Genomic DNA, 25,000 nt, shown 5'->3' on the forward strand with positions numbered 1-25,000 from the left:
AATTGCAATGAACGTTTTTTTAAGTTCCCGTAACCTTTGTCTCAGCGTTTTGTTTAAAGTTTAAATTCGTTGACTGTATTGGATAATTTTTCTGCAAGATCTGCTAATTGTTCAGAATTGCCAGCGACTTCTTCCATTGAACTTGTAATTTCTTGAGAAGCAGCAGAAGTTTCTTCTACTCCAGCAGCTGATTCTTCAGACACGGAAGCAATTTCTTCAATTGAGCTATTCATGATCTCACTATTAACTTTAATACTCTCCAAGTTCTCAGAAATGCCTTTGATACCTTCTACCATAGTGGAAACAGAAGCATTGATCTTATTAAATGTTTGCTCTGTTTTGTTGATTTGTTTGGTTCCTTCTTCAACTTCTGTGTATCCAGATTGCAAAGATTCGCTAACTTTTTCAGATTCTGTTTGGATTTTTTCAACAAAACCGGTGATATCCGCAATTGATACAGCAACTTGTTCAGCTAGTTTACGGACTTCATCTGCTACTACAGCAAATCCTCTACCGTGTTCGCCAGCTCGTGCGGCTTCGATAGCAGCGTTTAAAGCCAGCAGATTCGTTTGGTCCGCAATTTTTTGAATGATGACAACAAGGCTATTGATTTCTTTTGTTTGAAGATCCAGTGTAGCCATTTTTGCTACAGCATCTTGAACGATGTGATCGATTTTTCCCATTTGTCGACTAGTGTCTTCCATAAACTGTTTGCCTTCAGTGGTCATAGATAAAACATCAAGTGAAGATTCCTTGATTTGTTCTCCATTTTTATTCGTATTTTGAACTTTTTTCGTGAAGTTTCCCATTACTAGGGCTAAATTACTTGCCGTTGTGGCTTGCGTTTCAGAACCAGTTGCTAATTCTTGCATCGTTGTTGCAACTTGCTCAGAACCTGATTTTACTTCGCTTGCTGATTGTGTTAAATCATTACTGTTACTCGTCAACATTTCTGAAGCATTGACGATGTTATTGACCATATTTCTTAACGTTTCTTGCATTTCATTCATGGATTGGCTCAGACGACCAGTTTCATCTCTTTCAGTGATTTCTAAAGGCTCTTGGCTAAGGTCTCCTTCAGAAATAGATTCCATACGGTTCATCACAATTTTCATAGGTTTTGTGATAGTAGCAGAAGTTAAGTAGGCAATAACGATTGATAATATCGATGTAACCAGTAAAACGATAATACTGATGACTCGTACTTGTTCTCCATTGTCTATTACTTGTTGTCCGATTACTTGGATTTCCTTTTCCCGTTCTTCAGCTAATTTAGAGAACCCGGCAACTAATTCATTTTCGATTGGCTGAGCTTGCTCAATCATTATTTCTTGTGCATTTTCTGTGTCTCCCTCATCATAGGCTGCCAAAGCCTCATTTGTCAGAGTGCCCCATTCGATTTTTTTACTAATTAAATCATCTAGTTCTTCAGAATTGCTTAATTCAAGAGCTTGATTTTCCAATGCAATACTTACATCAGTTTCATCTTCGAATTGTTGTCTATACGACTCTTCTTCATAAAACATGAATCCTCTCAGTAAACTGGTTCGCTTGTTCATATTCGTTGCAAGCTTTTCATCTACTACTAAAAGTTCTACTTCTTCTTCTAGAATTTTTTTTAAGGATTGATTTGTTTTACTTATAGATGAAATTGTATAGTAGCTGAGTACCAACATTAGTAATAGTGTTATTGCAAAACCGGTTATAATTCTTGCGCGGATATTTTTAAACTTAAACTTCTTTTTCATTTCATTTTCTCCTCTTATTTGTTAGCAAGTCTATCATTATTACTTAAACAGCTTAAAAAAAACCGCTAACTCCCTTTTTTATTCTTAAAGAATTATTCTTAGACCTTTTTTTCTTTTACCTTCCTTAGAAGGTAATCCTGTCATGCTTATTTTTTCATTAAGTGTTTCATTCAAACAAGAAGACTGGAAAAATTCCAGCCTTTTTGTTTGACTATTTTCTAGCTTCTTTTTCAAACTACACTTTAAATTCTCCTACCATTTCTGCTAGCCCTTTAGCTAAATCAGAAAGTTGTTCGGAATTCTCAGCAACCTCATCCATAGAACTAGTGATCTGTTGAGATGCAGCAGATGTTTGTTCGACGCCTGCAGCTGATTCTTCTGACACTGATGCAATTTCTTCAATAGAACTATTCATGATCTCACTGTTTGTTTGGATACTTTCCAAGTTTTCTGAAATGCCTTTGATTCCCTCTACCATTTTAGTAACGGAAGCATTGATTTTATTAAATGTCTCTCCGGTTTTACTGATTTGACTGGTTCCTTGTTCTACTTCTTTATAACCGACTTGTAAAGAATCGCTCACGCGCTTAGATTCTGTTTGGATTTTCCCAACGAACCCAGTAATATCAGTAATAGAAACAGCTACTTGTTCCGCTAATTTACGAACTTCATCTGCAACAACAGCAAATCCTCTTCCATGTTCTCCAGCTCGAGCTGCTTCAATAGCAGCATTTAAAGCCAATAAATTAGTTTGATCAGCAATTTTTTGGATAATCACAACTAAGTTATTGATTTCATTTGTTTGTTGGTCCAAAACAGACATTTTGAATACTGCATCTAGAACGATTTCATCGATCTTAGACATTTGGCGACTCGAATCTTCCATGTATTGCTTCCCTTCGGTTGTCATAGACAATACACCTTCAGAAGAGTCTTTGATTTTTTCTCCATTTTTATTGGTCATTTGGACTTTTTTCGTAAAATTATCCATGACAACTGCTAAATTACTCGCAGTAGTTGCTTGTGATTCAGATCCAGTTGCTAATTCTTGCATTGTTATAGCGACTTGTTCAGAACCTGATTTAACTTCATTTGCTGCTTGATTCAATTCGTTACTGTGATTCGTTAGCATTTCAGAAGCCATTTGAATGCCTTCCATAACTTCTTTTTCCATCACTTGCATTTGATTTATCGCTATAGCCAGTTCACCTATCTCGTCTTTTGAGGTTACTTCTAATGGATCAGAAGTAAGATCTCCAAATGCAATTATTTTCATTCGTTCAACTACTTTATTGATTGATTTAATAATCGAATTTGAGGTTATTAAACCAATGACGATGCCTAATATAATAATAATGATGCTGATACTAAATATGGATATCAATGAACGGTTTCCTGAACTCGTTACGGACTGGGCATTTGCATTAATAGAATCCATTCGTTTAGTGGACAATTTTTCAAACTCATTGATTAAGTCATTTGAGTAAGGTTCTACAGAGGATCTCAAATAACTGGCTGCACTAGCCGTATCGCCGTTATCGTATCGTTCAAATACTTCTGTAAGCACCATCTGTTCCCAGTCATTGCTTCGTGCGATCACTTCTTTTGATGCTTTTGAATCAGTCAGAGTGAAAAGTGTCTTTTCATACTCATGGCTTTTTTCAGTATATTGATTGAACAAATTTTTATACATTTGGTCTCCAAATAATATGTATCCTCGCGCTGCAGCAATTCTTTGTGACAGACTAAATGTCAAATTATCATTAACAATCAAAAGTGCTAGTTCTTCATCGACCATTTGTTCTGTACTATCATTCGCTCTCGAAATGGTTACAACAGTTATTGAAGATAAGATAATAACCAATACAATGATGGTCATAAAAGATAATAGAATTTTCGTTTTTAAACTTTTAAACCGCAATACATTAGTGAATCTTGATGTATCCCAATTTTTGATACTCCACTTATTCGCATTTACGGCTTTCTTTTCAATATTATTTTCCAACTATTTTACTCCCTTTCTTTCCCAATTCTTGATAAATATATTTTTATTTCTGTATGTCTTTTACTATATCGGTTGTTTTTTTAAGAACTTTAGCTTAATTACATGATTCTTCTTAACTAATTTGCAAAAAAAAAAGATCAGTCCAGTATCTTCTGATACTTCAACTCATCTTTTCGTTCATTCTTTCCTACTATTATTGTTTATTGACTAAACAGCTACGTATTCTCCTAATGAAACATCGTATTGAATCACATCTTCATCTTTATTCTCGTCCCACACGACCTTACCTTGTTCAATCTCTACTACACGATTGCGGATCTTATCTACTATGCCGCGATTATGTGTAACCATAAGAATCGTTGTTCCTTTTTGATTGATCCGATAAAATAACCGCATAATCTCTAAAGCTGTTTGAGGATCTAAGTTTCCGGTTGGTTCATCTGCAATAATGAGTTTAGGGGAATTAACGATTGCTCGTGCAATAGATACACGTTGTTGTTCTCCACCAGACAAATCCGTTGGCTTATCATTTGCTTTGCTTTCAAGCTCTACATAACGCAATGCTTGCATCACCAATGGTTCGATTTCTTCCGGTTCTGTACCGATTACTTCTAATGCATAAGCAATATTTTCGTACACTGTACGGTCCATCAATAATTTAAAATCTTGAAAAACAATCCCAATTTGCCTTCTAAGTTTTGGAATATCTCTTTCTTTCATTTTAGAAATTAAGTGACCACAAACTTCGATTTGTCCTTTAGTTGCTTTCTCTTCTCTGTAAAGCAACTTAGCTAACGTTGATTTTCCAGAACCACTTGCTCCGACTAAATAGACAAACTCTCCGTCTTCAATTGTCAGATTGATGCCTCGAAGAGCTTTTACTCCTTTAGAGTAATTTTTAACGACATTTTTCATTCTAATCATCTATTGTCACCTGTCTTACCTCAAATTCTTCCCTGACGCTTACTTTACGTCAACCCAAATCCGATAAATTGCACTTGCCTAAAGGGATCATCCCTTTTCCTATTTTGTCTACTAATTACTGTTTAAACTGATTGATAACAGAAGCCATTTCATCTGTTCCTTGTGCGACTTTAAGATTTAGTGAATACGAACGCTGTGCCAACATCATTTCTGTAATAGAAGAAGCTAAATCAACATTTGATGCTTCTAAATAATGCTGTTGAATCGAACCTTCTCCTGTAGCGAACGCTCCCTCATAACGGTATTTATTCTCTCCTACAGGGACCATTTCATTCAATTGAGCAGGCTGAAACAAGGGAATCGTTCCCACTAACACACTGCCATTGGTTGAATTGATCGTCACTTCGCCATTTTCAGCGATAGTCACATCACCTTCCGGCCATTGATCAGTTGGCATAATCGTTTGTATCTCCAACGTGTCTCCATTATCATTTGTAATGGATTTATCACCATTTACATGAAAAGCACCGTCTCTCGTTAAGTAACGCTCTCCATTTTCTCCCGTGACACCAAAAAATCCTTCTCCAGCAATCGCCAAATGGTAATCATTAGGATCAGAAACAAGTGAACCTTGGGCAAAATTTGTAGATGTTACTCCGCTTTTCGTTCCTATCGTTATTCCTGAACCTTGGGCATCCTCCGATAAGTACGCAGCTCCATCATTTATGTCATTTAATAGCAATTCATTAAAACTAATATTTTTCGATTTGTACCCTGTCGTATTGATATTTGCAATATCGTTTGATACAGCATCCATTTGATTTTGGATCGCATTCATGCCGCTTTTACTGATGCTTAAAGGTATACTCACTTTCTCTTCCTCCTAAACTTTTCCAACTTCATTGACAGCTTTTCTTAACGTTTCATCCGCTGCACTGAGTGCTTTTTGATTCGCTTCAAATTCTCTTGAGACTTGCATCAAATTTGTGATTTCATCTACGGTCGTTACATTTGATGTTTCCAAATAGTTTTGTTGTACTACTGTACCGCCAGTTTGTACCGTTCCACCTTGTCCAGTAAACAGTGTGTCTCCCACTCTTGTTAATCCAGCTGTATCGTTAAATTCAGTGATCATCAAGCTCATTCCAGTTCCTGCCAAATTTCCTCTGTTGTCAATAGAAAAATCTGAACTGTTGACTTGAATTGGAGCGGATTGGCCATTCCCAGTTGTCCCAAGAACACGGTATCCTTCTTGAGTAACGAGCTGTCCAGCATCATTTACCGTGAAATTCCCATTACGCGTATAGTAGTTTCCTCCATCTGGTGATTCAACTGTAAAAAAACCGTCGCCTTGAATCGCTACATCTGTTGCCGAAGCCGTTGCTTTTAATCCACCTTGACTAAAGTTTTGAACGATCTCATCAATTTGATTACTGAATACAAACCCGCCAATGTCTTGTTGTTGATTTAATAATGGGCCATCTAAGTGATTAGACATAACTTCTGAAGCACGAGTACTTTGAATGATCTCTTGCGATTTATAGCCAGAGGTATTGATATTCGCCACATTTGCACTGATATTCTCTTGTCTCTTTTGCAGAATATTAAAATTGTTGTTGAGTGTTGTTAAACTTCTAATCATCGTATTCTCTCCTCATTGATTCTTTTAACTTTAAAATCGTTTTGCCATGTATTTGTGAAACTCTTGGAACGGAGATGTCAAAAATATACGCGATTTCTTTAAGTGACAACTCTTCAACGTAATACAAGTTTAAAATAGTCTGTTCTCTTTCACTCAGTGTACTGACATATTTTGTAAGCAATTGTTGGCGTTCTTTATCTAATAAACGATCTTCGGAACCCGTTTCATGTGTATCTTCCAAAAAGTCCAGCAATTCAATTGAATTACCGTCATCACTGAACATGACTTTCTCCAATGAGACAGCCGCAAGATGATGAACTGTTTCATGAATTTTAGACAAAGCTTTCTCATCGATTTTTAGCTCTTCACAAATTTCATGTTCAGTAGGTGTCCGCATCAGATCGGCTTCTAATTTTTCTTTAGCACGATAATACTCATTCAGTTTTCCCATTCGTGATCGAGATACTGGAGCCGTTTTCCTTATTTCATCAATAATCGAACCTTTTATTCTAATGTACGCATACCCTTCAAAAGGAACTTTTTTAGCCTTATCAAATTTCTCAAGAGCATCCATCAAACCAATGACACCTATATTGTATAGATCCTCTCGATCGTACTCACTCCGTTTGATATCTATTCGATTGACGATCTTTTCTACTAAGGGAAGGTATTTAATGATTTCCTTTTCCCTATCATTTTCGTAATACATTTGCACCCCTCCCTCTTAAACAGACTGCCTTAAAATGAATAGACTGTTTCCAATTCCAATCATTTCTTCATTCTTATCCCTCAATCATACCTACTGTTTCAATAGGCACATCGTTTGGTACTTCGTTTAATGATACGACCGCTAAATCAGGAAAATTATACGTTAATAGATTTTTCAAAGCGGGTCTAACTTTTGGTGAGGCTAATAAAACATGCGGAATGCCTCTTGCTGAGAGTTGATTATGAATAGCTGTGATGCTATCAAAAATTTTCGTTACTGTATCTGGTTGTAAAATTGGAATAGATCCAGCAGAAGATTTTTGGATGCTTCTTGTGATCAGCTCCTCTGTATCCGGTAAAATCGTGACAACTTGTAAAACATCTTGTTCATTTAAGTAAGGTTTAACAACCGTTCGTTTCAGAGCCTGACGAACATATTCTGTCAGCATTTCACTATCTTTTGTCGTATTTCCATAATCAGCCAATGTTTCTAAAATAGTTACCAAGTCATTGATTGGAATATTTTCTTTCAATAAATTTTGCAAGACTTTTTGGACTTCGCCTAATCGAAGAATATCTGGGATCAGCTCATCAATCACTACACCGTATTTATCTTTGATGCCTTCCAGCAATTGTTTCACTTCTTGTCTGCCTAATAATTCATAACTTGATTTGTAGATGGTCTCTTTCAAATGAGTCACTAAAACGGTTATCGGATCGACTACTGTATAGCCTCTTAAATCAGCTGCTTCACGATCGCTTTCATTCACCCACATAGCGTCCAGTCCAAAAGCCGGTTCTTTTGTAGGAATCCCATCAAAGTCAAACTCTGTTTCACCAGGATCAACGATCATATACTTATCTAAATACAATTCTCCACGAGCAATGACATTGCCTTTGATTTTTATCACATAATCATTGGCTTTCAATTGCAAGTTATCTCGGATACGAATCGGACTCAATAGAATACCTAATTCATGAGCACTTTGTTTCCGTATGGTTGTGATATGGCTCATTAAATTATTGTCTTGGTTTTCATCCGCAATAGGAATTAATCCGTAACCGATCTCAATGGATATAGAATCCACTTGAAACGATGCGACAGATTCATCAACAGTCTTTTCACTTTTGGTTCGTTGTGCAGCCATTGACCGCATTTCTTTAGCTTTTTGATTGGTTTTCTGAGATTTTTCGTTTTCCATCAATAAATAACCAGCTGCTCCACTCAAAACACCCAATAATAAAAATGGAATCGTTGGGAAGCCAGGCATGATAGCAAATAAAAGTAAAATCACTGACAGCATCATCATTACTTTTGACGAACCGAATAATTCTTCACCCATCGAGCTCCCAAAGCCTTTAAGGCTTCCAGAACGCGTCACTAATATCCCAGACGCTACCGAGATCAATAAGGAAGGGATTTGACTGACCAGTCCATCCCCAATCGTTAACTTCCCAAAAGTCATCAACGCTTCCATAATAGGCATGCCGTTTTGCAGTGAATGAATAGCTACTCCGCCGATCAAGTTGATCACGGTGATAATGATACCGGCCATGGCATCCCCTTTTACGAATTTACTCGCTCCATCCATCGCACCAAAAAATTGAGTTTCTCTTTCAAGATCTGAACGTCTTTTTTTAGCTTGTTCTTCATTGATTAATCCAGAGTTCAAATCCGCATCGATTGCCATTTGTTTACCGGGCATAGCGTCTAACGTAAAGCGGGCCGAAACTTCGGAAACCCTGCTGGAACCATTCGTTACAACCATCATTTGAATGATCACGATAATGATGAAAATAACTGCTCCAACAACGAAATTGCTTCCTGCTACGAAATTAGCAAATGTATCAATCACTGCTCCAGCTTCTCCTTCAGTTAAGATCAATCGTGTAGAAGAGATGTTCAATGCTAAACGAAACATCGTCGTGATCAATAAAATCGTAGGAAAAGTTGAGAACTCCAATACATTTTTTGTGAACAGAGTCAGTAATAATATGGTGATCGACAACGCTATGTTGATCACTAACATCAAATCGAGTAATCCAGATGGTAAAGGTATAATGATCATCGCTAGAATAGCCATTACAAAAAAAGCTACGATAACATCTAAAGAACCGGTTAGTTTTTCTAATTTCCTCCAAAAAGCAGTAGACATGTTTTTGAACTCCTTATCTTAAATCAGCATTAAATCTTATTTTTATTTAGTTCTTCCATTTGGTAGACCAATGCTAGTATTTCAGCAATGGCTTGGTAAAGATCGATTGGTACTGGCTGGCCGATTTCGACCGTTTTATACATGGCTCTAGCGACCGGTTTATTTTCAATAATCGGAACATCGTATGCTTTAGCCCGTTCTCTAATTTTTGCAGCTTGGTGATCTGCTCCTTTAGCCACAATGATTGGAACATCATCTTTGCCTTTTTCGTAGCGAATGGCTATAGCTAGATGCGTAGGGTTTGTAATAATAGCTGTTGCCGTTTCTACATCTTTCAACGCTCCTTTTGTCAACTGACGGTAGCGTTGTCTCCTTTGAGACTTGATCTGAGGATCCCCTTCAGATTCCTTGTACTCATCTTTCAATTCTTGCTTGGACATCTTCAAATTCTTGCGATAGTCATAAACTTGATAAATGTAATCAACTAATCCTAAAATAAGAAGCAATATCCCTAGTTGTGTACCTAGTTCCATCACAAGATCAGACATCAAGAAAAATAATTTTTCAGTTCCAACATTTCCGGAATTTAAGATCAAATAGATCGATGTTTCTAGCGTCTTATACGCCATCCAAAAGACTAGTGTCAACTTGGCAACGTTTTTGACCATCGTAAATAGTGTTTTCTTGCTGAACATGTTCTTAAAACCGCTAATCGGATTTATTTTGTTTAATTTAAATTTGATTGGCTCCGCTGAAAATAAAAATCCAGTCTGGACAATACTGGCGACAAATGCTGCCACAAATGCAATGGCTAGAAAAGGCCCAGCCAGTACTAATACAAATACGATCGACTTCATCCCAATACTTGCCAAATCATTTTCTATTCCGTTCACTGAGAAACCTGCTGATAAGTAATTTTGTAAATAAAGTAAACTATATTTCAATATGTAATTCCCTAAAAACGTTGCTGCAAGGATAAAGACGATAAATGTAACAGCGGAAGTTAAATCCGGACTTTTAGGAATTTCCCCTTTTTTCCTTGTATCCCTTAATTTCTTGGGACTGGCTTTTTCAGTTTTACCATCTTTTTCCGCCATACACTCTCACCTCACATTCGTTACAACGATTGAAGAAACTCGTTCATGTATTTTACCATTAACGGCAATATTTCTTGGATATTTTTGACTAAAGTCGGCAGTAGTATCAACATGATCACAAAGCTGGCCACGATCTTCAAAGGCATCCCTAAGATCAGCACATTGATTTGAGGAACCGAACGCGAAATCAACCCTAAAATCACTTCTGTCAGTAAAGCCACAATGATCATAGGTGCTGCTAAATTAAAAGCTAATTCAAAAATAATGCCCAAGAGCTTCATCATTCCTTCTACGCCAAAACTGCCTATATTTGTACTGGAAATCGGCATATATTGAAAGGATTGAACCAAGCTTTTGATGACAATGTGATGCAGATTAGTCATGTAAAACACACACATAGACAACCAATAATAAATTTTCCCATAATAGGAAACGTTTATCCCCATACTTGGATCGTAAACAGCTCCCATAGAAAAGCCAACTTGGAAATCCACAAGATTCCCAGCAATCTCTACTGCAGAAAAGAACAGTTTTGTGATAAAACCAATTGCGATTCCCACTAATACTTCTTTCACGATCAGCAGTGCAAAAAAAAGTGTAGCTGCTTCTTGCTCCATTACAGGTACTGCTGAATAAGCTGCGAGTGTGATTCCCATAGATAAAGCGATTTTGGCAACACTGGGCAATCCTTTAATGGAAAATCCCGGGCTAACTACGATAAAAGCGGTTATACGTATAAATATTAAAATAATGGTTTGCAGTTGTATAGTCATGATTACCCTCTCAGAGTTCCGCGATCATTTCAAAAATTTTCTGCGTAAACCCAACTAAGCTATTCAGCATAAAATTTCCAAAAACAATCAACGAAACGATTACCGCTAAAATCTTAGGCACAAAGCTTAACGTTTGTTCTTGAAGTTGTGTGGTTGCTTGGATGATACTGATGATCAACCCTACTACTAGTGCAATAATCAAGGTCGGCCCAGCTACAGTGATCATAACCATAAAGGCTTCTCTTATAACATCTAAAACTTTTACTATTGTCATTTTCTACACCTCTACTGAAATCCTGTAACTAACGATTCAACAACTAAATACCATCCATCGACTAAAACAAATAATAATAGTTTGAATGGCAATGAAATCATAACAGGTGATAGCATAAACATCCCCATCGACATTAAAATACTCGCTACTACAATATCAATCACCAAAAATGGAATAAAAATCAAAAATCCAATACTGAATGCCGTTCTTAATTCACTGATAATAAACGCAGGAATCGCCACAGTTAAAGGCAAGTCATTCACATCTGCCGGTTTTTCCGTTTTAGAAATATCTAAAAATAATTGAATGTCTTCATCTCTTGTTTGCTTGTACATAAATTCTTTGATCGGCAGCTCTGCTGATTCAAAAGCTTGTTGTCCAGAAATTTCTTCGTTTATGTAAGGTGTAATAGCATCATTCATAACGTCTGTGTAAACAGGTTGCATGATAAACAGAGATAAGAAAAGCGCTATTCCCATCAATACTATATTCGGTGGATTTTGTTGCGTTCCTAACGAACTTCTAACAAAAGACAAGACAACAATAATCCTAGTGAAACAAGTTGTCAGCACCAAAAATGTTGGTGCTAAACTTAACGCAGTCGTTAAAAGAAACAATTGGACAACTTCTGACGTTCCACCTGATTGATTCCCTATAGCTTCTGTTAATCCACTTAATCCGTCTGTTATTTCAGTAGCTGAAACAACTTGTGGAAAGAGTACGAAAGTAGTGAAAAAGAGGGATAAAGCTAAAACTAAGATTTTTTTCTTTTGCAACTCTATTTCCTCTTTTCATAAAAAGATTGGTACTGAGACTGTAATGTTTTAAAGGTCTGACTCGTTTTTTTCCCAGAATAGGTATTTTTAGCCTTCATTGGAACAACTTGTTTTGTTTCTTCTATATTAGCGGTGATTTTTTCTTTTTCTTCTGTAGTTAGTTCTCTTAATATCTCATTGCGAGTATCGGTAAAACTCATTAAGTAATACGTATCTGCAATCTCTACGATACTCAGTGCTGAACTTTTACTGATTGGCGTTCTTTCAATCACCTTGATCACTTGATTTCTTTTTGTCATAAAGGTACTTAAATATTTCAGTCCATAATTAGCCGCAAGTATGATCACAATTAATGCTACGACACTTTTCACTACATAACTTAATCCCAGTTCCAACTTTCTACTCCTCCTTCTTCCGTTCTCTTATTGCGTAACGATATTGGTAATAAAGATATCGTCTACTATCTCTTCATCTAATTGAGCGTTGATAGCCTCTTTTAATTCTTGCTTAAGAAGCAAGTTGTTCTCTTCTTCTTTAAAAACAGTAGCTTCTGTTTTCTTACGTAAAACTGAGATAACCGTATCTCTAATTTGATCAACATTCGCAGTTAACAGTTCCCCAGCGCCTTCTCTTGAACTATGTAAAGAAAGTTCAATTTTCAGAAAGTTCTTCTTAACGGATGTACCAGAATCTAAGTTGATCAAAAATTCCTCTAATGGCACAGTCGTTTCCACCACTTCTTCTTTAGCTAAATTTGAAATAATATCTTGTGCTTTGCCAGAAGTAAAACCAAAACTAACCAAAGCTCCTATTACTACTGCAACGAGAATAATAATGATCCATAACCATTTTTTCTTCCCCTTAGTTGCTTTACCTTTTTCAGCTTCCATAATCTATTTAGCCTCCTTGCCGATCATAAACAAGTACTATGTTTACTCTTCTGTTTTTTGCTTTATTACTTTCTGAATCATTTGGAACAATTGGATGATACTCACCGTATCCCTTAGCTGCCAATCTCGTTGGATCAACATTTCTTTCTTCACTTAAATACCGCAAGACGGATAATGCTCTTCCTGTGGATAATTCCCAGTTGCTGCTAAAATTATTATTATTCATCGGTACATTATCCGTGTAGCCTTCTATCACCACAGCATTGTCAAATTGTTGAATCAATTCGCCCAGATCATTTAACGTATTCTTTCCAGAATCAGCGATAATAGCACTTCCGCTTCCAAATAAAATTGATTCTTGAATGTTTACATAAATCCCATCTTGATCGTATTCAACGCTAGCTTGAGAAGTCATCTCTTTCATTTCTAAAAAGGCGACAACTTCGTTATACATTTTGACCAGTTCTGGATCAATCGTTTCTTCACTTTTTTCTGTTATTTTTTCTGTTTCAATATCTACTACTGTACTTCCTTCAATCATCGATTCTCCACCGCCAAATGCTGATTGCATAGACTTAGCTGCAGCTTCAAATTTTTCCGCACTGACGCTTGACATGGAATACAGTAAAATAAAGAACGTCAGCAACAACGACATCAAGTCTGAAAAAGTCGTCATCCATCCTCCACCACTACTTGAATTGTTTTTGGTTTCTTTTTTCTTCCGTCTTCTAGCCATAATTCTGTTCCTCTTGTTGAAGTTTTGCTGCAGCTTTCATAGCTTCTTCTTTATTTTCAAAAGGCAGATAGCCTTTTAATTTTTGTTCAATGACACGTGGATTTTCACCAGCTTGCAAGGATAAGACACCTTCAATGATCATTTCACAGGTCTGTACCTCTTCAATGGTTTGCATTTGCAAGTTGCTGGCAATCGGAATAAAGACTAAGTTTGCCAAGAAACTTCCATAGAAAGTAGTGATTAAGGCTGTAGCCATTCCCACACCAATGGTACTAGGGTCATCTAACTCTCCCAGCATTATGATCAATCCAATCAATGTTCCAATCATCCCATAAGCCGGAGCCATTTCGCCCCACTTTAAAAAGATATCTTGCCCAACGCTATGTCTTTTTTCAATATTCTCTGTCGTAATTTCCATAATGTCTCTAATGGTTTCTGGTTCCAGACCATCTACAACCATTTGCAATCCGCTTACCATCAATTCATTGTCTTGTTCTTCTATATCCCCTTCGATTGCTAAGATCCCTTGGCTCCTTGCTTTTCTAGATAATGCCGCAAAAGTTTCAATCAATTTAGCGTAATCAGTATTAGGATTAAGCAATAATGTTTTCAAAATAGACGGCAATGTTTTGATCGATTTTAGTGGAAAACTGATCAGTATGGCACTGAACGAACCGCCAAGTGTGATAACTAACGAAGGTGTATCAATAAAACTGGCAATATTGCCACTAGAAGTGATCGACCAAATAATCAACCCCAATCCTAAGACTAAACCAACTATTGGTACAATGTTTTTTTTCATATTTCTCCTTCTGTAAAACCGTTGTATATTTTTCTTTTATATTGAATGACTTTTTCTACTATTTCTTTTTCAGTTTCGGTGACTCTTACCGTTTTCCCGTCAGTCAATGTAATAATAGTGTCAAAAGAACGGTCTACTCTATAAATCAATTCACAATTTAAATAAAATTCTTTTCCTGAAACAGCTGTTAAAGCAATCATACTCAAACTCCATTCTGTTATCGGCCTTTTAACAAGATGGAAGGTTCTTTGGACTGCCTAAGAACCTCCTTATCTAGTTTCTACTTATCTTTTCAGATTGATCAATTCTTCTAACATCGTGTCTGAAGTTGTAATGCTTCTTGAGTTGGCTTGGTAAGATCTGCTGGTTACGATCATTTCAGTAAATTCATTAGCTAAATCCACGTTAGACATTTCTAAGAATCCTGAACGAACACTGCCGTACCCTGTATCTCCTGGATTACCTGCTACTGGATCGCCTGAGTTCGCAGAAGCTGTGTATAAGTTTCCACCGCTTTTTTCTAGTCCATCTGGATTAGAAAATGACGTTAGACCCATGCGTCCTAAGACCATTGATTTTCCGCCGCTGTATGATCCAACAATAAATCCATCATTATCTACGCTATAACTTTGTAATTCAAGCGTACCTGTTCCATCTGCATTTGGAATCGTTTTAGGGATTTTAATAGGTGACATGTTTGTTCCTAAACTATCTATTTCAAAGGTATCATCGTTTGCTGCAGGTGTTCCTTGTGTGTATCCTTGTACTTTCAATCCGCTGCTTGTGACTAAATTGCCTTCGGGATCTGCATAGAAACCGCCATCTCTAGTATAAAAAGTGTTTGTGCCATCTGTTACAGTAAAGAACGAGCTGTCGCCATTTTCAATCCCAAAGTCTAATGCTCTTCCGGTCGATTGCAATGATCCACCTGACATAACAGTATCAATAGAACCAACTTGAACCCCTAAACCAACTTGTTGAGCATTAATTCCTGCTTGAGCTGAGGCATTTGTTTGGCTTAACATATCTTCGAAACGCACTCTTCCTGTTTTAAATGCCGTTGTATTTACATTGGCAATATTATTTGAAATAACGTCCATTTTCGTTTGAATATTTTTCATTCCGGTAACACCTGAGTATAGTGATTTTAACATTTCTTTTCCTCCATTCGATTATCTCACTTCAGTCAGTCCATGAGAGTGTAGCTTCTTTATAAGTCCAGCTAATTTAGTTATTAATCTTTTTCATGCTATCTATATTGGTAATAGTTTCCATTTCATCGGTATGCATTGCCGTGATAATGGTGCGGTTATTGATACTTGTAATAAATGCCATATCTTTATACACAATCACCGAATTCTTTGACCCTTTCTGATTCAATTCTTCTATTGCCCCTTCAATCGAGGTTAAATCGGATTGATTCAGTTCAATCCCTCTTTCTTCCATTCGTTTCTGTGCATGATTTGAAATTTTCATTTCAGTAGAAGGTGTTTGCAATGATTCATTAAAAAAGGATTGGAAGGAACGATCAATTTTTTGATTGATCGAATTCGGTTTGTTCTCTACTAATTGGTTTGTTGTACTTTCAATGCGAAAAGACATTAAGCCTGTTCACCAACTTCTAAAATATCATTTAACGTGTAATCTTTACCGTCAATTTGGATCGTTGCATATCCTTGGTCAAATTTCACTTTATCCACAGTTCCTGTCACAAAACCTGACTCTGCACCAGCCACCTTGACTTCTTTATTTAATAAACTTAACGCTTGCTGTTGTTGTGTCATTAAGACATTCATATTTAGCGTTTCTGAAACCGTAGTTAACTGATCCAATGTATTAAATTGAGCTAATTGTGCTAGATAATCGGTTTCTCCACCACCACTGCTTCCACCACTTTCGCCTGGCATAGAAGGCATTTTTATGGATGCTGCCATGATTTGTAGAAAATCTTCTGTCGCAAGCTCATTATTTTTCTTTTCAGTAGACGAAACATTATTGATTGATCCCATCATAAAACCTATTGGAAAATCCATTATTTCCCTCCTCTCACTCTTATACTAATATGCTGAGTCTTCCTGAACCTGAATCCCTTTTTTCTTCAACTTGCATAACTTCTGATTCATTGCCTGAAACAGTCATTTTTTGTCCAAAAGAACTTTTTTGTTCTTCTCCTTGTCTTTCTTGAGAAGTAAAATCTGCTGTGCCATTTTCATTCAATTGAATTGTTAGTTCACCTAAACGAATATTTTGACGGTCTAAGTTATCAGTTAACTGGTGCATGCCGGTTGTTAATAACTCTCGTGTTTCTAAGTTATCCACAACGATTTTGGTTACGAGCACATTGTCGATCATTTCTACTCTGATATTTACGTTTCCCATTCGCTCCGGGTTTAAACTCACACGCGCTACCGACTGTTTGCCACTTGATACCGTTTCAACTTGTTCTAGCAAGACATCGTTTACCATTTGAACCATTGTTTGTCTTACCGGTTCAGCTGTACTTAACGGTTTGATCGACGAAGACTCAACGTTTGATTGTTGTTGAACAGTTGAAACAGGTGTCTCGATTTCAGCAACTTGTGTATAAGTCTCTTGATGCTCAGCAATCTTTTTAGTCGAAGCAACTTCTTTAACGATTGGTTCAATTGTATTTAATTCTGCTGATTCATTCGTTTGAGTTTCAGTTGTCTCTTGCTCTAATGGACTGACAACTTTGACTACTCGATTTACTGGTTCAGTCCGTTCACTTGTTTCAACTGGAATAATAACTGATTCATTGAGCATTTTTGGCTTCTCATTTAATGACAAATCTGGCATTTCGTCTGTTTCAGCACTATTTTGTTCAGTATTGCCTCCGCTTTTCCATTCCGCAGTTAGAAATCGGCCATTTGCTACTAATGAATCGACCATAAGGACTTCTTTTTTTACAGCAGATAAACCTGGATCGGTTTCTAGTACAATTGTTTCAGCTAACGCTGTTTTGTCAGAACCTTTAATAGACTGTTCTTCCATAACGTCCATCAAATGAATCGAATTTTTTGGCGCTGTACTTACATCTAGTTTTGGTGAGGACAGTTCTTCATTATTAATCATTGATTCGATTTTTTCATCTTCCATACCTAATTGCGTCAAGAATAGAGAGTCATTGCTCTTTATCATTTGATTTTCTTCATTTATAGATTGTTCACTCAGATTGTCATTTGCTGGTGAGGTTGCTTGTTGCTGATTTTGCCATCCCATGTAAAGCAGTGGTGTTTCTACGCTAAGCGTTTCGTCTGTTGATTCTTCTGGAGTATCTTCTTCAGCTGTTTCTTTAGAATTAGATTTTTCTTTATGTATCCTGTTTGGCTTCTCTTTTTCTAAGTACCCTGCAAGCTGAGCTTCAAATTCTTCAGGTTTTACTTCTTGTCGCTGATCAAGCGATTTTTGTACTCCATTACTTATTGGTGCAATTGGAGTTGGGTTCATTTATTTTTTCACCTCCTTTCATTGGAAGTAGCTATCTCTATTTAATTTACTCTATGTATCTTAGAAATAGGATTTTCCAAAACTTAAGGTAGCCATTTCATCTAGCTGTTTTTGTTCCTCATGTTTTTCTTGTTCCATTAAAAAGCTGTATTCTTTTTCCTTTAACTTCTCCATGACTTTTCGATCTTTATGGGCTTCCATTAATTCAAGACGAGCATTTTCTACTTCTTTTTCAGCTTTAGCAACAATATTTTTTTGCTGAATGATCTTTTCATCAATCATAGTTTTATAAAGATGTTGACGTCTCAATACATCAATTCGTGTCGATGTTAAACTATCATTTTTGATTTTGATATTTTCCCGTATCAACCGTTGTAAGGTGTTTTCTTGTTGTTCTTTTTGTTGTTGAACGTGTCCCAAATTCTTTTTTTTCTCTTCTTCAGTATCGGATCTCCAATCCAATACTTTTTCCATTGAAAATTGATAGTTTGCCACTTTCTTTGCTCCTTACTTTAATCGACTGAGACACTTGTCCTCATTACTTCTATATACCCAATTAGTTACTTTAGAACGTTTTCCAAAAAGCAGAACCGACAGCCTTTCCTTCACGAAAAAGGCACTGAAATAATCGTTGACGTAAAAGTGGAGCGAGAAAATCAGTTCACTGTTACGTGAAGCAACATTTTTTACAACACTTTTCAATTTAATTTCTCTTAATTGCCAAATTGCTGCACTTCAAAAAGGGTCTTCAATTGGTCCACTACTTCTTCGAAGGCATAGCGTTCATCCACCCGTTGTTTCAAAAAATTCTTGATTGGTGTATTTAATTGAACGGCTCGATCGACCAGTGGATTGCTTCCTTTACGGTAAGCACCTACGTCAATCAAATCTTTTGAGTCGGCATATACAGCCATATTTTCTTTTACCTTACCAGCTGTTGCTGAATGACTTTCGGTTGTGATGTCTTTCATTAACCGGCTGATGCTGTTTTGAATATCAATAGCGGGATAATGGTTTTCCGAAGCAATCTTTCGTGACAACACGATGTGTCCATCCAAGATCCCACGCACAGAGTCGGCGATCGGTTCGTTCATATCGTCCCCTTCAACTAAAACTGTATAAAAGGCCGTTATCGAACCATTTTCCGACATCCCGCTTCGTTCTAACAACTTAGGCAATGTCGTGAAAACAGAAGGCGTATACCCTTTGGTCGTTGGTGGTTCGCCGGTCGCTAATCCGATCTCGCGTTGAGCCATCGCCACACGCGTTACAGAGTCCATCATCAACACGACTTTCTTACCTTGATCTCTAAAATATTCTGCAATAGTTGTAGCTACAGAAGCACCTTTTAGTCGTACAAGCGGCGGCATATCAGAAGTGGCACACACCACGACTGATTTTCGATACCCTTCTTCTCCTAAGTCTTTTTCGATAAATTCCAAGACTTCTCTGCCACGCTCACCGATCAAACCAATCACGATAACATCGGCTTCAATGTAGCGAGCCATCATTCCAAGTAAAGTACTCTTTCCGACTCCACTACCCGCAAAAATCCCGACCCGTTGACCTTCTCCGACGGTTAACGTGCCGTCGATTGCTTTGATCCCGGTCGGCATAACATCTTGGATTTTTTTTCGTTTAAATGGATTTGGAGAACTTCGGTTTACATCATAGAACACACCATCCACTTCTAGAGAGGTGTCCATTGGTCGGCCTAAACCATCCAACGTGTTCCCCAGCAGTTTTTCACTGATTTCAACTTTTAGTGTTTTACCCGTTGGTTTAACTAAACAACCTGGTCCAATACCTTCTAATTCATCTAAGGGCATCAATAAAACCATTTCGTCTATAAATCCAACAACTTCACTCAAAGCTATTCTGCCAGATGACTTGATGTGAATCTCGCATACTTCTCCTACAAACGCATCTAAACCTTCTACTTTAATGATTAATCCCGTCACTTGACTGACTTTTCCCATTTTTAAGTAGTAGCTTTTTCTATTCAATTGGTTGTGGTAAGCATCAAAAGGGATATCAAACATCATCGTCACTCCGCATTCTTCATTTCCTCTATCATGGCATCTAATTGTTTTCTGACTTGCAAATCAATAATGGCATGGGCATTTTCAACAACGCAGCCATTTTTATCCAATGTATTGTCTGTCAGTACTGCAAAGCGAATATCTTGGTTTTCTTTTTCAAACTCTTTGACTTTTTCTTTCACGAGTTCCTTTTGTTCCGGTCTGACCATCAAGGTAATGAATTGGTCTTCTCGTTTTAAACGATGCAGCACAGGATTGATCAAATCCATCACTTGATCCGACGAAACATCAATACTTTTATGCACAATGGTTTCAGCCATATGTCCAGCTAATTCTAAAAATTCATTTTTTTTCGCTTGGTAATAATTCTCCACGGTTTCTTTAGCTTCATCCAGCATCTGTTGAATCGTATCTCTCATAACTTGGCTTTCTGCTTCAGCTTGTTTCATACCAGTTGTATAGCCGGTTGTGTAACCCGTTTCGTACCCTTGTTTCTTACCTTGTTCAAAGCCAGATTTTTCAGCTGCTTCTTTCAGTTGCTCTGCTTCTTTTTCAGCTTTTGAGAGAATCGCTTGTTTCTTTTGGCGTGTCTCATCTAACAGGGCTTTGGCTTGAATCGCTTCAATAGGCTCTTCTTCGACCTGATCTGTTTCATTTAAATAGGCTTCATAGGGTTTTGCAGGTGCCATGTCTGTTTGGATAAAAGTTCGGTTCTCTTCGGTAAAGGATTGTCCTTGCTTAATGATCCTATGAGATAATGGCATCAGAATCGCCTCTTCTCAAATAGATCTCGCCTTTTTCATCTAAGCGACGAATCACGGTCACAATGCGTTGTTGAGCTTCTTCAACGGCAGATAAGCGAATAGGTCCCATGAATTGAAGATCTTCTTTAAGTGTGTCCACTGCACGAGTAGATAAGTTGGTGTAAATGAAGTTCTTGATTTCATCCGATACTCCTTTAAGAGCCAATGCCAAGTCGTCATTTTTAACATCTCTAAGAACTTTTTGTACATCGCCTTTTTCAAGCGTGATGATATCTTCAAACGTAAATAGACTTGCTTTGATTTCTTCAGCCAGTTCGGGTTGTTTTTCTTCCAACACCTTAATAATATTTTTCTCAGTGCTTCGTCCAACTGAATTCAAGATTTCAACTAATGTACGAACGCCACCAACTGTTTCCAGATCATTTTCAATGTAATTAGAAAATTTATTTTCAATTACTTTTTCAATCTTCTCAATAATGGCAGGAGATGTGCTGGTGATTGTTCCGATTCTTTCAGCAATTTCTGACTGCAATTCAATTGGAAATTCAGATAAAATTATGGCTGCTTTTTCAGGTTGCATATAACATAAGATCAAAGCGACAGTCTGAGGTTGCTCATTTAGCAATAAATTTGTCAGTTGTTGAGGGTCTGCTTTACGCGCAATGTTGAATGGGCGTTCACGCAATTGGATCTGATTCAACATGTCGATTACTTCTTTTGCACGCTGAGGGCCGATTGCCATATTTAACAAGTTCTTCGCATAATCGATCCCTCCATCGATCACGTATTCTCTTGCTTGAGACATTTCGATAAATTCATTGATGACCGCATCCCGTTCTTCTGGATTCACATAATCAATGTTGGCTATTTCATAACTCACTTTTTGAATGTAGCTGTCCGGCAGATTCTTCATGATCTTGGCTGACGTTTCTGAGCCTAACGATATCAGCAATATAGCCGCTTTTTTTAATCCGTCTACTTCTTTCATACCTTCACCTACTCATCTTTCATCCAAATTTTGATCAAGTCAGCTGCGCCTTCTGGACTTTCTTTCGCGTAATCTCTTACAGTGCTTTCTTTTTCAGACATATTTTTATTTAATTCTCGCTTCAGATCTGCTTTTTCTTTCGCTTTTCTTTCCTCATCTAGTGGTTTGACTGGACTGCGTGGCGCTACGATTGGCTCTGGTTCTTCCTCATCAAAGAAATCCAATTCATCGTCAGCAGTTGATCGTCTGCGTAACAGTGTTAGCAATAAAATCAAGATCACAACGATCGCTAATCCACCAACAAGATATGGCCAATACCGCATCATAACATCCTGGATACTGCTCTTTAATTGCTCTGGTGCTGTTGTTTCAATTACATCAGTACTGGTTGCAAAATCAATCCCTTGTATAGAAATCACATCTCGTTCTTCAACCGAACCAACTGTTGTAGCCACAATCGCTTCAAGAGCTTCTTTGTCAGCTGGGCTTAAATTGCCGTCAAAAATAACCGAAGTGCTTAAACGTTCTACTTCTCCAGGTGCTTTGACCGTATTTGTTGTTTCCGAGTTCAACTCATAATTCGTGGTACGATTATAGGTAGAGTTTCCGCCTTCTTCGCCACTCTCGATTTGATTGATACTGTTTTCGAACCCTTCGCCTTCTTCTACATCAATGGTTCCACCACCGGCAGAAACTGTTTCGCTGCGAACAGAAGAATCGCCATAATTGATGATTTCACTTTCACTTGAGTCAAAATTCATCTCAGCAGTCACTGCAACCGTCAATTTTTCGATGCCATAAATTGGACCTAACGTTTGAATCAGTTTTTGCTCCAACTCTTGTTCATAGCTGCGCGTGATAGCTTGGTATTTACTAACTAAGTCGGTTGCATTCAAATTGCCTTCATCTTCCAGCGCTGTGCTCAATAAGTTTCCTGCTGTATCGACGATCTTAATGTTCTCTTTAGGCAGATTGTCTACAGCTCCTGAAATCAATGAAGCGATACCTTGTACAGCAGAAACAGGAATTTGTGACCCGCTGATTGGCGTCAAAACGACAGAAGCAGAAGCTTTTGATACATTTTCTTCGCTAGTAAAGACACTGTCTTCTGGTAATGACAACAGCACCTTTGCTTGTTCAATCGAATCCAATGCCGAAATCGAGCGTTCCAATTCACCTGTGACCGCTCTTTGGTACATGATTTTACGATCTTCATCTGTCGCCATCATGCTGGTCTCGTCAAAGATCTCAAATCCTGTGTTGCTTTTTGGCAGCATATCGTTTACGGCCAATTCAATTCTATATGTATCTACTTGAGCTTGATCAATTAAAATCGTTGTCCCATTGTCTTCTAACTTATAATCGATTCCTTTAGCTTTGATATCATTTACAATTGTCCCTGCATCGGCTTCTTCTAAATTAGAAAATAATGTAGCATACTCTACTTTTTGCGTATAGAAGGTCAAAGCCGTTACAATCGTAATGACAAGTACTAGAACCACACCTAATCCGATTCGTTTGCTTTTGCCAAGATTCGTCCAACCGTCTTTGATGCCAGTCCAGATTTTCTTAATTCCATTCATAATTAGCGTAACTCCCTCAAAAACTCATTAAAATTGCATATTTTTTATTTCGTTGTAAGCTTCTAGGCCTTTATTTCTTAATTGCAAAGCTAGTTCTAGTGACAATTGAGCCTCAGAAGTTTGAATCATCACATTATGTAAATTATCTGTATTGCCAGATATCAGGTCTTGTACACCTTGATCCGCTGATACTTGTTGTTCATTTAGTGAACTCATCGCATTTTCTAACATACCCGAAAATGACGATAGTCCGTTTGTTTCTTCGCTCGTTTGGGTATTCATTCCACTCGTTAGCCCTGTTTGTGATGGACCATTAACTAAACTATTAAAAAGTGAATCTACATTCATTTTAACTTCTCCTCTAAACCTTATTTATTAACCAATCGTGATTTGCAACGCTTTTGAGAGCATTTCTTTGCTGGCATTCATAGCTGTTACATTAGCGTCATACGTACGCAGTGTCGTCATCATATCGATCATTTCATCCGCCATATTGACGTTCGATTGTTGAACATATCCCTCTTCGTTTGCATCTGGGTTTGTTGGATCATACTCCATCACGATATCTTCTGTATTTTCTCTAATTTCAGTAGGTTTTACGCCAAAACTTTTTTCAGTTCCTTGACCAGCCATAGATGATTCAACTTGTTTCAAACTTTCTTCAAATACGACTTCTTTTTTTAAGTAAGGGCCTTCTCCATCTTCCGTACGTGTGGTATTGACGTTCGCAATATTTGTTGAAATCGTATCTAGTTTTAATCGTTCTAAACTTAATCCACTTGCATTTATCTGCATGGAATCAAAAATCGACATGAATACACCTTCTTCTTTTTCTATTTACTACTTCGTAATTACACTCCGCAACATAGAGTACTTAGCGTTTAATTGCGTTATCATTGCATTATAATAAATACTGTTGCTGGCTTCTTCCGCCATTTCGATATCAATGTCGACATTATTGCCATTTTCTTTCACTGTTGTATCTGTTCTTTTAGATACCACCGGTGAAACATCTTCTAAACTTCCAAAACCTATATGTAAATCGTTCGTTTTATTCATCGCTGTCCCATTTGATACATTGTCTAAAATCGTTTCAAAATCGACTTTGTTTACTTTGTAATCCGCTGTATTCACATTCGCAACATTGCTTGAAATCATTTCTTGCCTCATAGATGAGGCATCTAATGCATTTTTCATCAAATTATAGGTAGAGTCCACTTCTTTCACTCCCATATACTCATTTTTTATCTTGCTCTGTTATGATAATTACTTTTAAATAAAACACATGTGTTATTAATTATTATACATTTCTGGGTCGCCTTTTTGGCAAACTATGCAATAATATCAACCTAAGAAAGTATATCTCATTTGTTTTTATTCAGCAATATACTTTCTATGTTCGAATTGCTCAAAAACACACAAAAAAAATTTTTTTAAAAAAAAATTTTTTTTTATTGATTTTTTTATTTACTTTGATAATCAAATAAACTGTTGCTATTCTTAATTTTCTACGCAAAAAAACCTTACTCTTTTTAAGTAAGGAGAGCTAATTCCATTTAATTGATCACGTTATTTTACTGCACAAAAAGAATGTGTCAAAAAATCAACACTTGTCGTTTTGGTT

The 25,000-nt window shown here is 37.1% G+C and carries 28 protein-coding genes; all 28 read right to left on the minus strand.

From position 1 onward, the window contains the following. Positions 1–53: 53 nt before the first annotated feature. Complete coding sequence (locus BR65_RS06685) at positions 54–1,748, minus strand: methyl-accepting chemotaxis protein (protein WP_023178995.1); 1,695 nt, start codon at positions 1,746–1,748, stop codon at positions 54–56. 235 nt (positions 1,749–1,983) lie between these two features. Further along, on the minus strand, positions 1,984–3,753 hold the full coding sequence (locus BR65_RS06690) for a methyl-accepting chemotaxis protein (protein ID WP_051932681.1): 1,770 nt from the start codon (positions 3,751–3,753) through the stop codon (positions 1,984–1,986). 207 nt (positions 3,754–3,960) lie between these two features. After that, the gene (gene ftsE, locus BR65_RS06695; protein WP_023179000.1) at positions 3,961–4,677 is read right to left on the minus strand and encodes a cell division ATP-binding protein FtsE; all 717 of its coding nucleotides are present in this window, start codon (positions 4,675–4,677) and stop codon (positions 3,961–3,963) included. Positions 4,678–4,792: 115 nt separating this feature from the next. Next, the gene (locus BR65_RS06700; protein WP_034537436.1) at positions 4,793–5,548 is read right to left on the minus strand and encodes a flagellar hook-basal body protein; all 756 of its coding nucleotides are present in this window, start codon (positions 5,546–5,548) and stop codon (positions 4,793–4,795) included. 12 nt (positions 5,549–5,560) lie between these two features. Further along, a complete protein-coding gene (locus tag BR65_RS06705) occupies positions 5,561–6,319 on the minus strand; it encodes a flagellar hook-basal body protein (RefSeq protein WP_034537439.1) in 759 nt (252 codons plus the stop codon). Beyond that, positions 6,312–7,028: a sigma-70 family RNA polymerase sigma factor gene (locus BR65_RS06710; protein WP_034537441.1), complete on the minus strand. Its 717-nt coding sequence runs from the start codon at positions 7,026–7,028 to the stop codon at positions 6,312–6,314. The genes BR65_RS06705 and BR65_RS06710 overlap by 8 nt, the downstream gene beginning before the upstream one ends. A gap of 73 nt (positions 7,029–7,101) precedes the next feature. Next, a complete protein-coding gene (gene flhA, locus BR65_RS06715; protein ID WP_034537443.1) occupies positions 7,102–9,183 on the minus strand; it encodes a flagellar biosynthesis protein FlhA in 2,082 nt (693 codons plus the stop codon). Between the two features lie 29 nt (positions 9,184–9,212). Continuing rightward, positions 9,213–10,280 carry a flagellar biosynthesis protein FlhB gene (gene flhB / locus BR65_RS06720; RefSeq protein ID WP_034537445.1) on the minus strand — a complete coding sequence of 356 codons (1,068 nt, stop codon included), beginning with the start codon at positions 10,278–10,280 and terminating at the stop codon, positions 9,213–9,215. A gap of 20 nt (positions 10,281–10,300) precedes the next feature. Further along, positions 10,301–11,053, minus strand: a complete 753-nt coding sequence (gene fliR, locus BR65_RS06725) for a flagellar biosynthetic protein FliR (RefSeq protein ID WP_034537448.1) — start codon at positions 11,051–11,053, stop codon at positions 10,301–10,303. Between the two features lie 10 nt (positions 11,054–11,063). Continuing rightward, complete coding sequence (gene fliQ, locus BR65_RS06730) at positions 11,064–11,327, minus strand: flagellar biosynthesis protein FliQ (RefSeq protein WP_023179012.1); 264 nt, start codon at positions 11,325–11,327, stop codon at positions 11,064–11,066. Positions 11,328–11,338: 11 nt separating this feature from the next. Next, on the minus strand, positions 11,339–12,109 hold the full coding sequence (gene fliP / locus BR65_RS06735) for a flagellar type III secretion system pore protein FliP (RefSeq protein ID WP_034537450.1): 771 nt from the start codon (positions 12,107–12,109) through the stop codon (positions 11,339–11,341). After that, positions 12,106–12,498, minus strand: a complete 393-nt coding sequence (locus tag BR65_RS06740) for a flagellar biosynthetic protein FliO (RefSeq protein WP_034537452.1) — start codon at positions 12,496–12,498, stop codon at positions 12,106–12,108. The genes fliP and BR65_RS06740 overlap by 4 nt, the downstream gene beginning before the upstream one ends. A gap of 27 nt (positions 12,499–12,525) precedes the next feature. Continuing rightward, positions 12,526–12,993 carry a flagellar basal body-associated FliL family protein gene (locus BR65_RS06745; RefSeq protein ID WP_034537454.1) on the minus strand — a complete coding sequence of 156 codons (468 nt, stop codon included), beginning with the start codon at positions 12,991–12,993 and terminating at the stop codon, positions 12,526–12,528. 7 nt (positions 12,994–13,000) lie between these two features. Next, positions 13,001–13,729 carry an OmpA/MotB family protein gene (locus tag BR65_RS06750; RefSeq protein WP_034537455.1) on the minus strand — a complete coding sequence of 243 codons (729 nt, stop codon included), beginning with the start codon at positions 13,727–13,729 and terminating at the stop codon, positions 13,001–13,003. After that, on the minus strand, positions 13,722–14,531 hold the full coding sequence (locus BR65_RS06755; RefSeq protein ID WP_034537457.1) for a motility protein A: 810 nt from the start codon (positions 14,529–14,531) through the stop codon (positions 13,722–13,724). Before BR65_RS06755 ends, BR65_RS06750 begins: the two co-directional genes overlap by 8 nt. Continuing rightward, entirely contained in the window at positions 14,528–14,731 is a 204-nt protein-coding gene (locus BR65_RS06760) for a flagellar FlbD family protein (RefSeq protein ID WP_034537459.1), read from the minus strand. Before BR65_RS06760 ends, BR65_RS06755 begins: the two co-directional genes overlap by 4 nt. Before the next feature lie 84 nt (positions 14,732–14,815). Continuing rightward, positions 14,816–15,685, minus strand: a complete 870-nt coding sequence (locus tag BR65_RS06765) for a flagellar hook-basal body complex protein (RefSeq protein WP_034537460.1) — start codon at positions 15,683–15,685, stop codon at positions 14,816–14,818. A gap of 73 nt (positions 15,686–15,758) precedes the next feature. Beyond that, entirely contained in the window at positions 15,759–16,133 is a 375-nt protein-coding gene (locus BR65_RS06770) for a TIGR02530 family flagellar biosynthesis protein (RefSeq protein WP_034537462.1), read from the minus strand. After that, positions 16,133–16,564 carry a flagellar hook assembly protein gene (locus BR65_RS06775; RefSeq protein ID WP_051932683.1) on the minus strand — a complete coding sequence of 144 codons (432 nt, stop codon included), beginning with the start codon at positions 16,562–16,564 and terminating at the stop codon, positions 16,133–16,135. The genes BR65_RS06770 and BR65_RS06775 overlap by 1 nt, the downstream gene beginning before the upstream one ends. A 19-nt stretch (positions 16,565–16,583) precedes the next feature. Then, complete coding sequence (locus tag BR65_RS06780; protein ID WP_034537464.1) at positions 16,584–17,999, minus strand: flagellar hook-length control protein FliK; 1,416 nt, start codon at positions 17,997–17,999, stop codon at positions 16,584–16,586. Between the two features lie 60 nt (positions 18,000–18,059). Further along, positions 18,060–18,494: a flagellar export protein FliJ gene (gene fliJ / locus BR65_RS06785; protein ID WP_023179024.1), complete on the minus strand. Its 435-nt coding sequence runs from the start codon at positions 18,492–18,494 to the stop codon at positions 18,060–18,062. A gap of 218 nt (positions 18,495–18,712) precedes the next feature. Continuing rightward, positions 18,713–20,044 (minus strand): flagellar protein export ATPase FliI, encoded by a 1,332-nt coding sequence (gene fliI / locus BR65_RS06790; protein ID WP_034537467.1) that lies wholly within the window; start codon positions 20,042–20,044, stop codon positions 18,713–18,715. Between the two features lie 2 nt (positions 20,045–20,046). Then, positions 20,047–20,805 (minus strand): FliH/SctL family protein, encoded by a 759-nt coding sequence (locus tag BR65_RS06795; protein WP_034537469.1) that lies wholly within the window; start codon positions 20,803–20,805, stop codon positions 20,047–20,049. Next, positions 20,789–21,793 carry a flagellar motor switch protein FliG gene (gene fliG, locus BR65_RS06800; RefSeq protein WP_023179027.1) on the minus strand — a complete coding sequence of 335 codons (1,005 nt, stop codon included), beginning with the start codon at positions 21,791–21,793 and terminating at the stop codon, positions 20,789–20,791. The genes BR65_RS06795 and fliG overlap by 17 nt, the downstream gene beginning before the upstream one ends. 8 nt (positions 21,794–21,801) lie before the next feature. Further along, positions 21,802–23,376, minus strand: a complete 1,575-nt coding sequence (gene fliF / locus BR65_RS06805; protein WP_034537471.1) for a flagellar basal-body MS-ring/collar protein FliF — start codon at positions 23,374–23,376, stop codon at positions 21,802–21,804. Between the two features lie 27 nt (positions 23,377–23,403). Beyond that, positions 23,404–23,724, minus strand: coding sequence for a flagellar hook-basal body complex protein FliE (gene fliE, locus BR65_RS06810; RefSeq protein WP_034537473.1), 321 nt, complete (start codon positions 23,722–23,724; stop codon positions 23,404–23,406). A gap of 27 nt (positions 23,725–23,751) precedes the next feature. Continuing rightward, entirely contained in the window at positions 23,752–24,189 is a 438-nt protein-coding gene (flgC, locus tag BR65_RS06815; RefSeq protein ID WP_023179032.1) for a flagellar basal body rod protein FlgC, read from the minus strand. Between the two features lie 27 nt (positions 24,190–24,216). Next, positions 24,217–24,594 carry a flagellar basal body rod protein FlgB gene (gene flgB / locus BR65_RS06820; protein ID WP_051932685.1) on the minus strand — a complete coding sequence of 126 codons (378 nt, stop codon included), beginning with the start codon at positions 24,592–24,594 and terminating at the stop codon, positions 24,217–24,219. Between the last annotated feature and the right edge of the window lie 406 nt (positions 24,595–25,000).

It is taken from the genome of Carnobacterium inhibens subsp. inhibens DSM 13024, assembly GCF_000746825.1.
Lineage (GTDB): Bacteria > Bacillota > Bacilli > Lactobacillales > Carnobacteriaceae > Carnobacterium_B > Carnobacterium_B inhibens.

Bases quoted from the DNA above. Each gene is read 5' to 3' on its own strand.
- BR65_RS06685 (WP_023178995.1), bottom strand. From the start codon at position 1,748: ATGAAAAAGAAGTTTAAGTTTAAAAATATCCGCGCAAGAATTATAACC.
- ftsE (WP_023179000.1), bottom strand. From the start codon at position 4,677: ATGATTAGAATGAAAAATGTCGTTAAAAATTACTCTAAAGGAGTAAAA.
- BR65_RS06705 (WP_034537439.1), bottom strand. From the start codon at position 6,319: ATGATTAGAAGTTTAACAACACTCAACAACAATTTTAATATTCTGCAA.
- BR65_RS06710 (WP_034537441.1), bottom strand. From the start codon at position 7,028: ATGTATTACGAAAATGATAGGGAAAAGGAAATCATTAAATACCTTCCC.
- flhA (WP_034537443.1), bottom strand. From the start codon at position 9,183: ATGTCTACTGCTTTTTGGAGGAAATTAGAAAAACTAACCGGTTCTTTA.
- flhB (WP_034537445.1), bottom strand. From the start codon at position 10,280: ATGGCGGAAAAAGATGGTAAAACTGAAAAAGCCAGTCCCAAGAAATTA.
- fliR (WP_034537448.1), bottom strand. From the start codon at position 11,053: ATGACTATACAACTGCAAACCATTATTTTAATATTTATACGTATAACC.
- fliQ (WP_023179012.1), bottom strand. From the start codon at position 11,327: ATGACAATAGTAAAAGTTTTAGATGTTATAAGAGAAGCCTTTATGGTT.
- BR65_RS06745 (WP_034537454.1), bottom strand. From the start codon at position 12,993: ATGGAAGCTGAAAAAGGTAAAGCAACTAAGGGGAAGAAAAAATGGTTA.
- BR65_RS06750 (WP_034537455.1), bottom strand. From the start codon at position 13,729: ATGGCTAGAAGACGGAAGAAAAAAGAAACCAAAAACAATTCAAGTAGT.
- BR65_RS06755 (WP_034537457.1), bottom strand. From the start codon at position 14,531: ATGAAAAAAAACATTGTACCAATAGTTGGTTTAGTCTTAGGATTGGGG.
- BR65_RS06760 (WP_034537459.1), bottom strand. From the start codon at position 14,731: ATGATTGCTTTAACAGCTGTTTCAGGAAAAGAATTTTATTTAAATTGT.
- BR65_RS06765 (WP_034537460.1), bottom strand. From the start codon at position 15,685: ATGTTAAAATCACTATACTCAGGTGTTACCGGAATGAAAAATATTCAA.
- BR65_RS06770 (WP_034537462.1), bottom strand. From the start codon at position 16,133: ATGTCTTTTCGCATTGAAAGTACAACAAACCAATTAGTAGAGAACAAA.
- BR65_RS06775 (WP_051932683.1), bottom strand. From the start codon at position 16,564: ATGGATTTTCCAATAGGTTTTATGATGGGATCAATCAATAATGTTTCG.
- BR65_RS06780 (WP_034537464.1), bottom strand. From the start codon at position 17,999: ATGAACCCAACTCCAATTGCACCAATAAGTAATGGAGTACAAAAATCG.
- fliI (WP_034537467.1), bottom strand. From the start codon at position 20,044: ATGATGTTTGATATCCCTTTTGATGCTTACCACAACCAATTGAATAGA.
- BR65_RS06795 (WP_034537469.1), bottom strand. From the start codon at position 20,805: ATGCCATTATCTCATAGGATCATTAAGCAAGGACAATCCTTTACCGAA.
- fliG (WP_023179027.1), bottom strand. From the start codon at position 21,793: ATGAAAGAAGTAGACGGATTAAAAAAAGCGGCTATATTGCTGATATCG.
- fliF (WP_034537471.1), bottom strand. From the start codon at position 23,376: ATGAATGGAATTAAGAAAATCTGGACTGGCATCAAAGACGGTTGGACG.
- fliE (WP_034537473.1), bottom strand. From the start codon at position 23,724: ATGAATGTAGATTCACTTTTTAATAGTTTAGTTAATGGTCCATCACAA.
- flgC (WP_023179032.1), bottom strand. From the start codon at position 24,189: ATGTCGATTTTTGATTCCATGCAGATAAATGCAAGTGGATTAAGTTTA.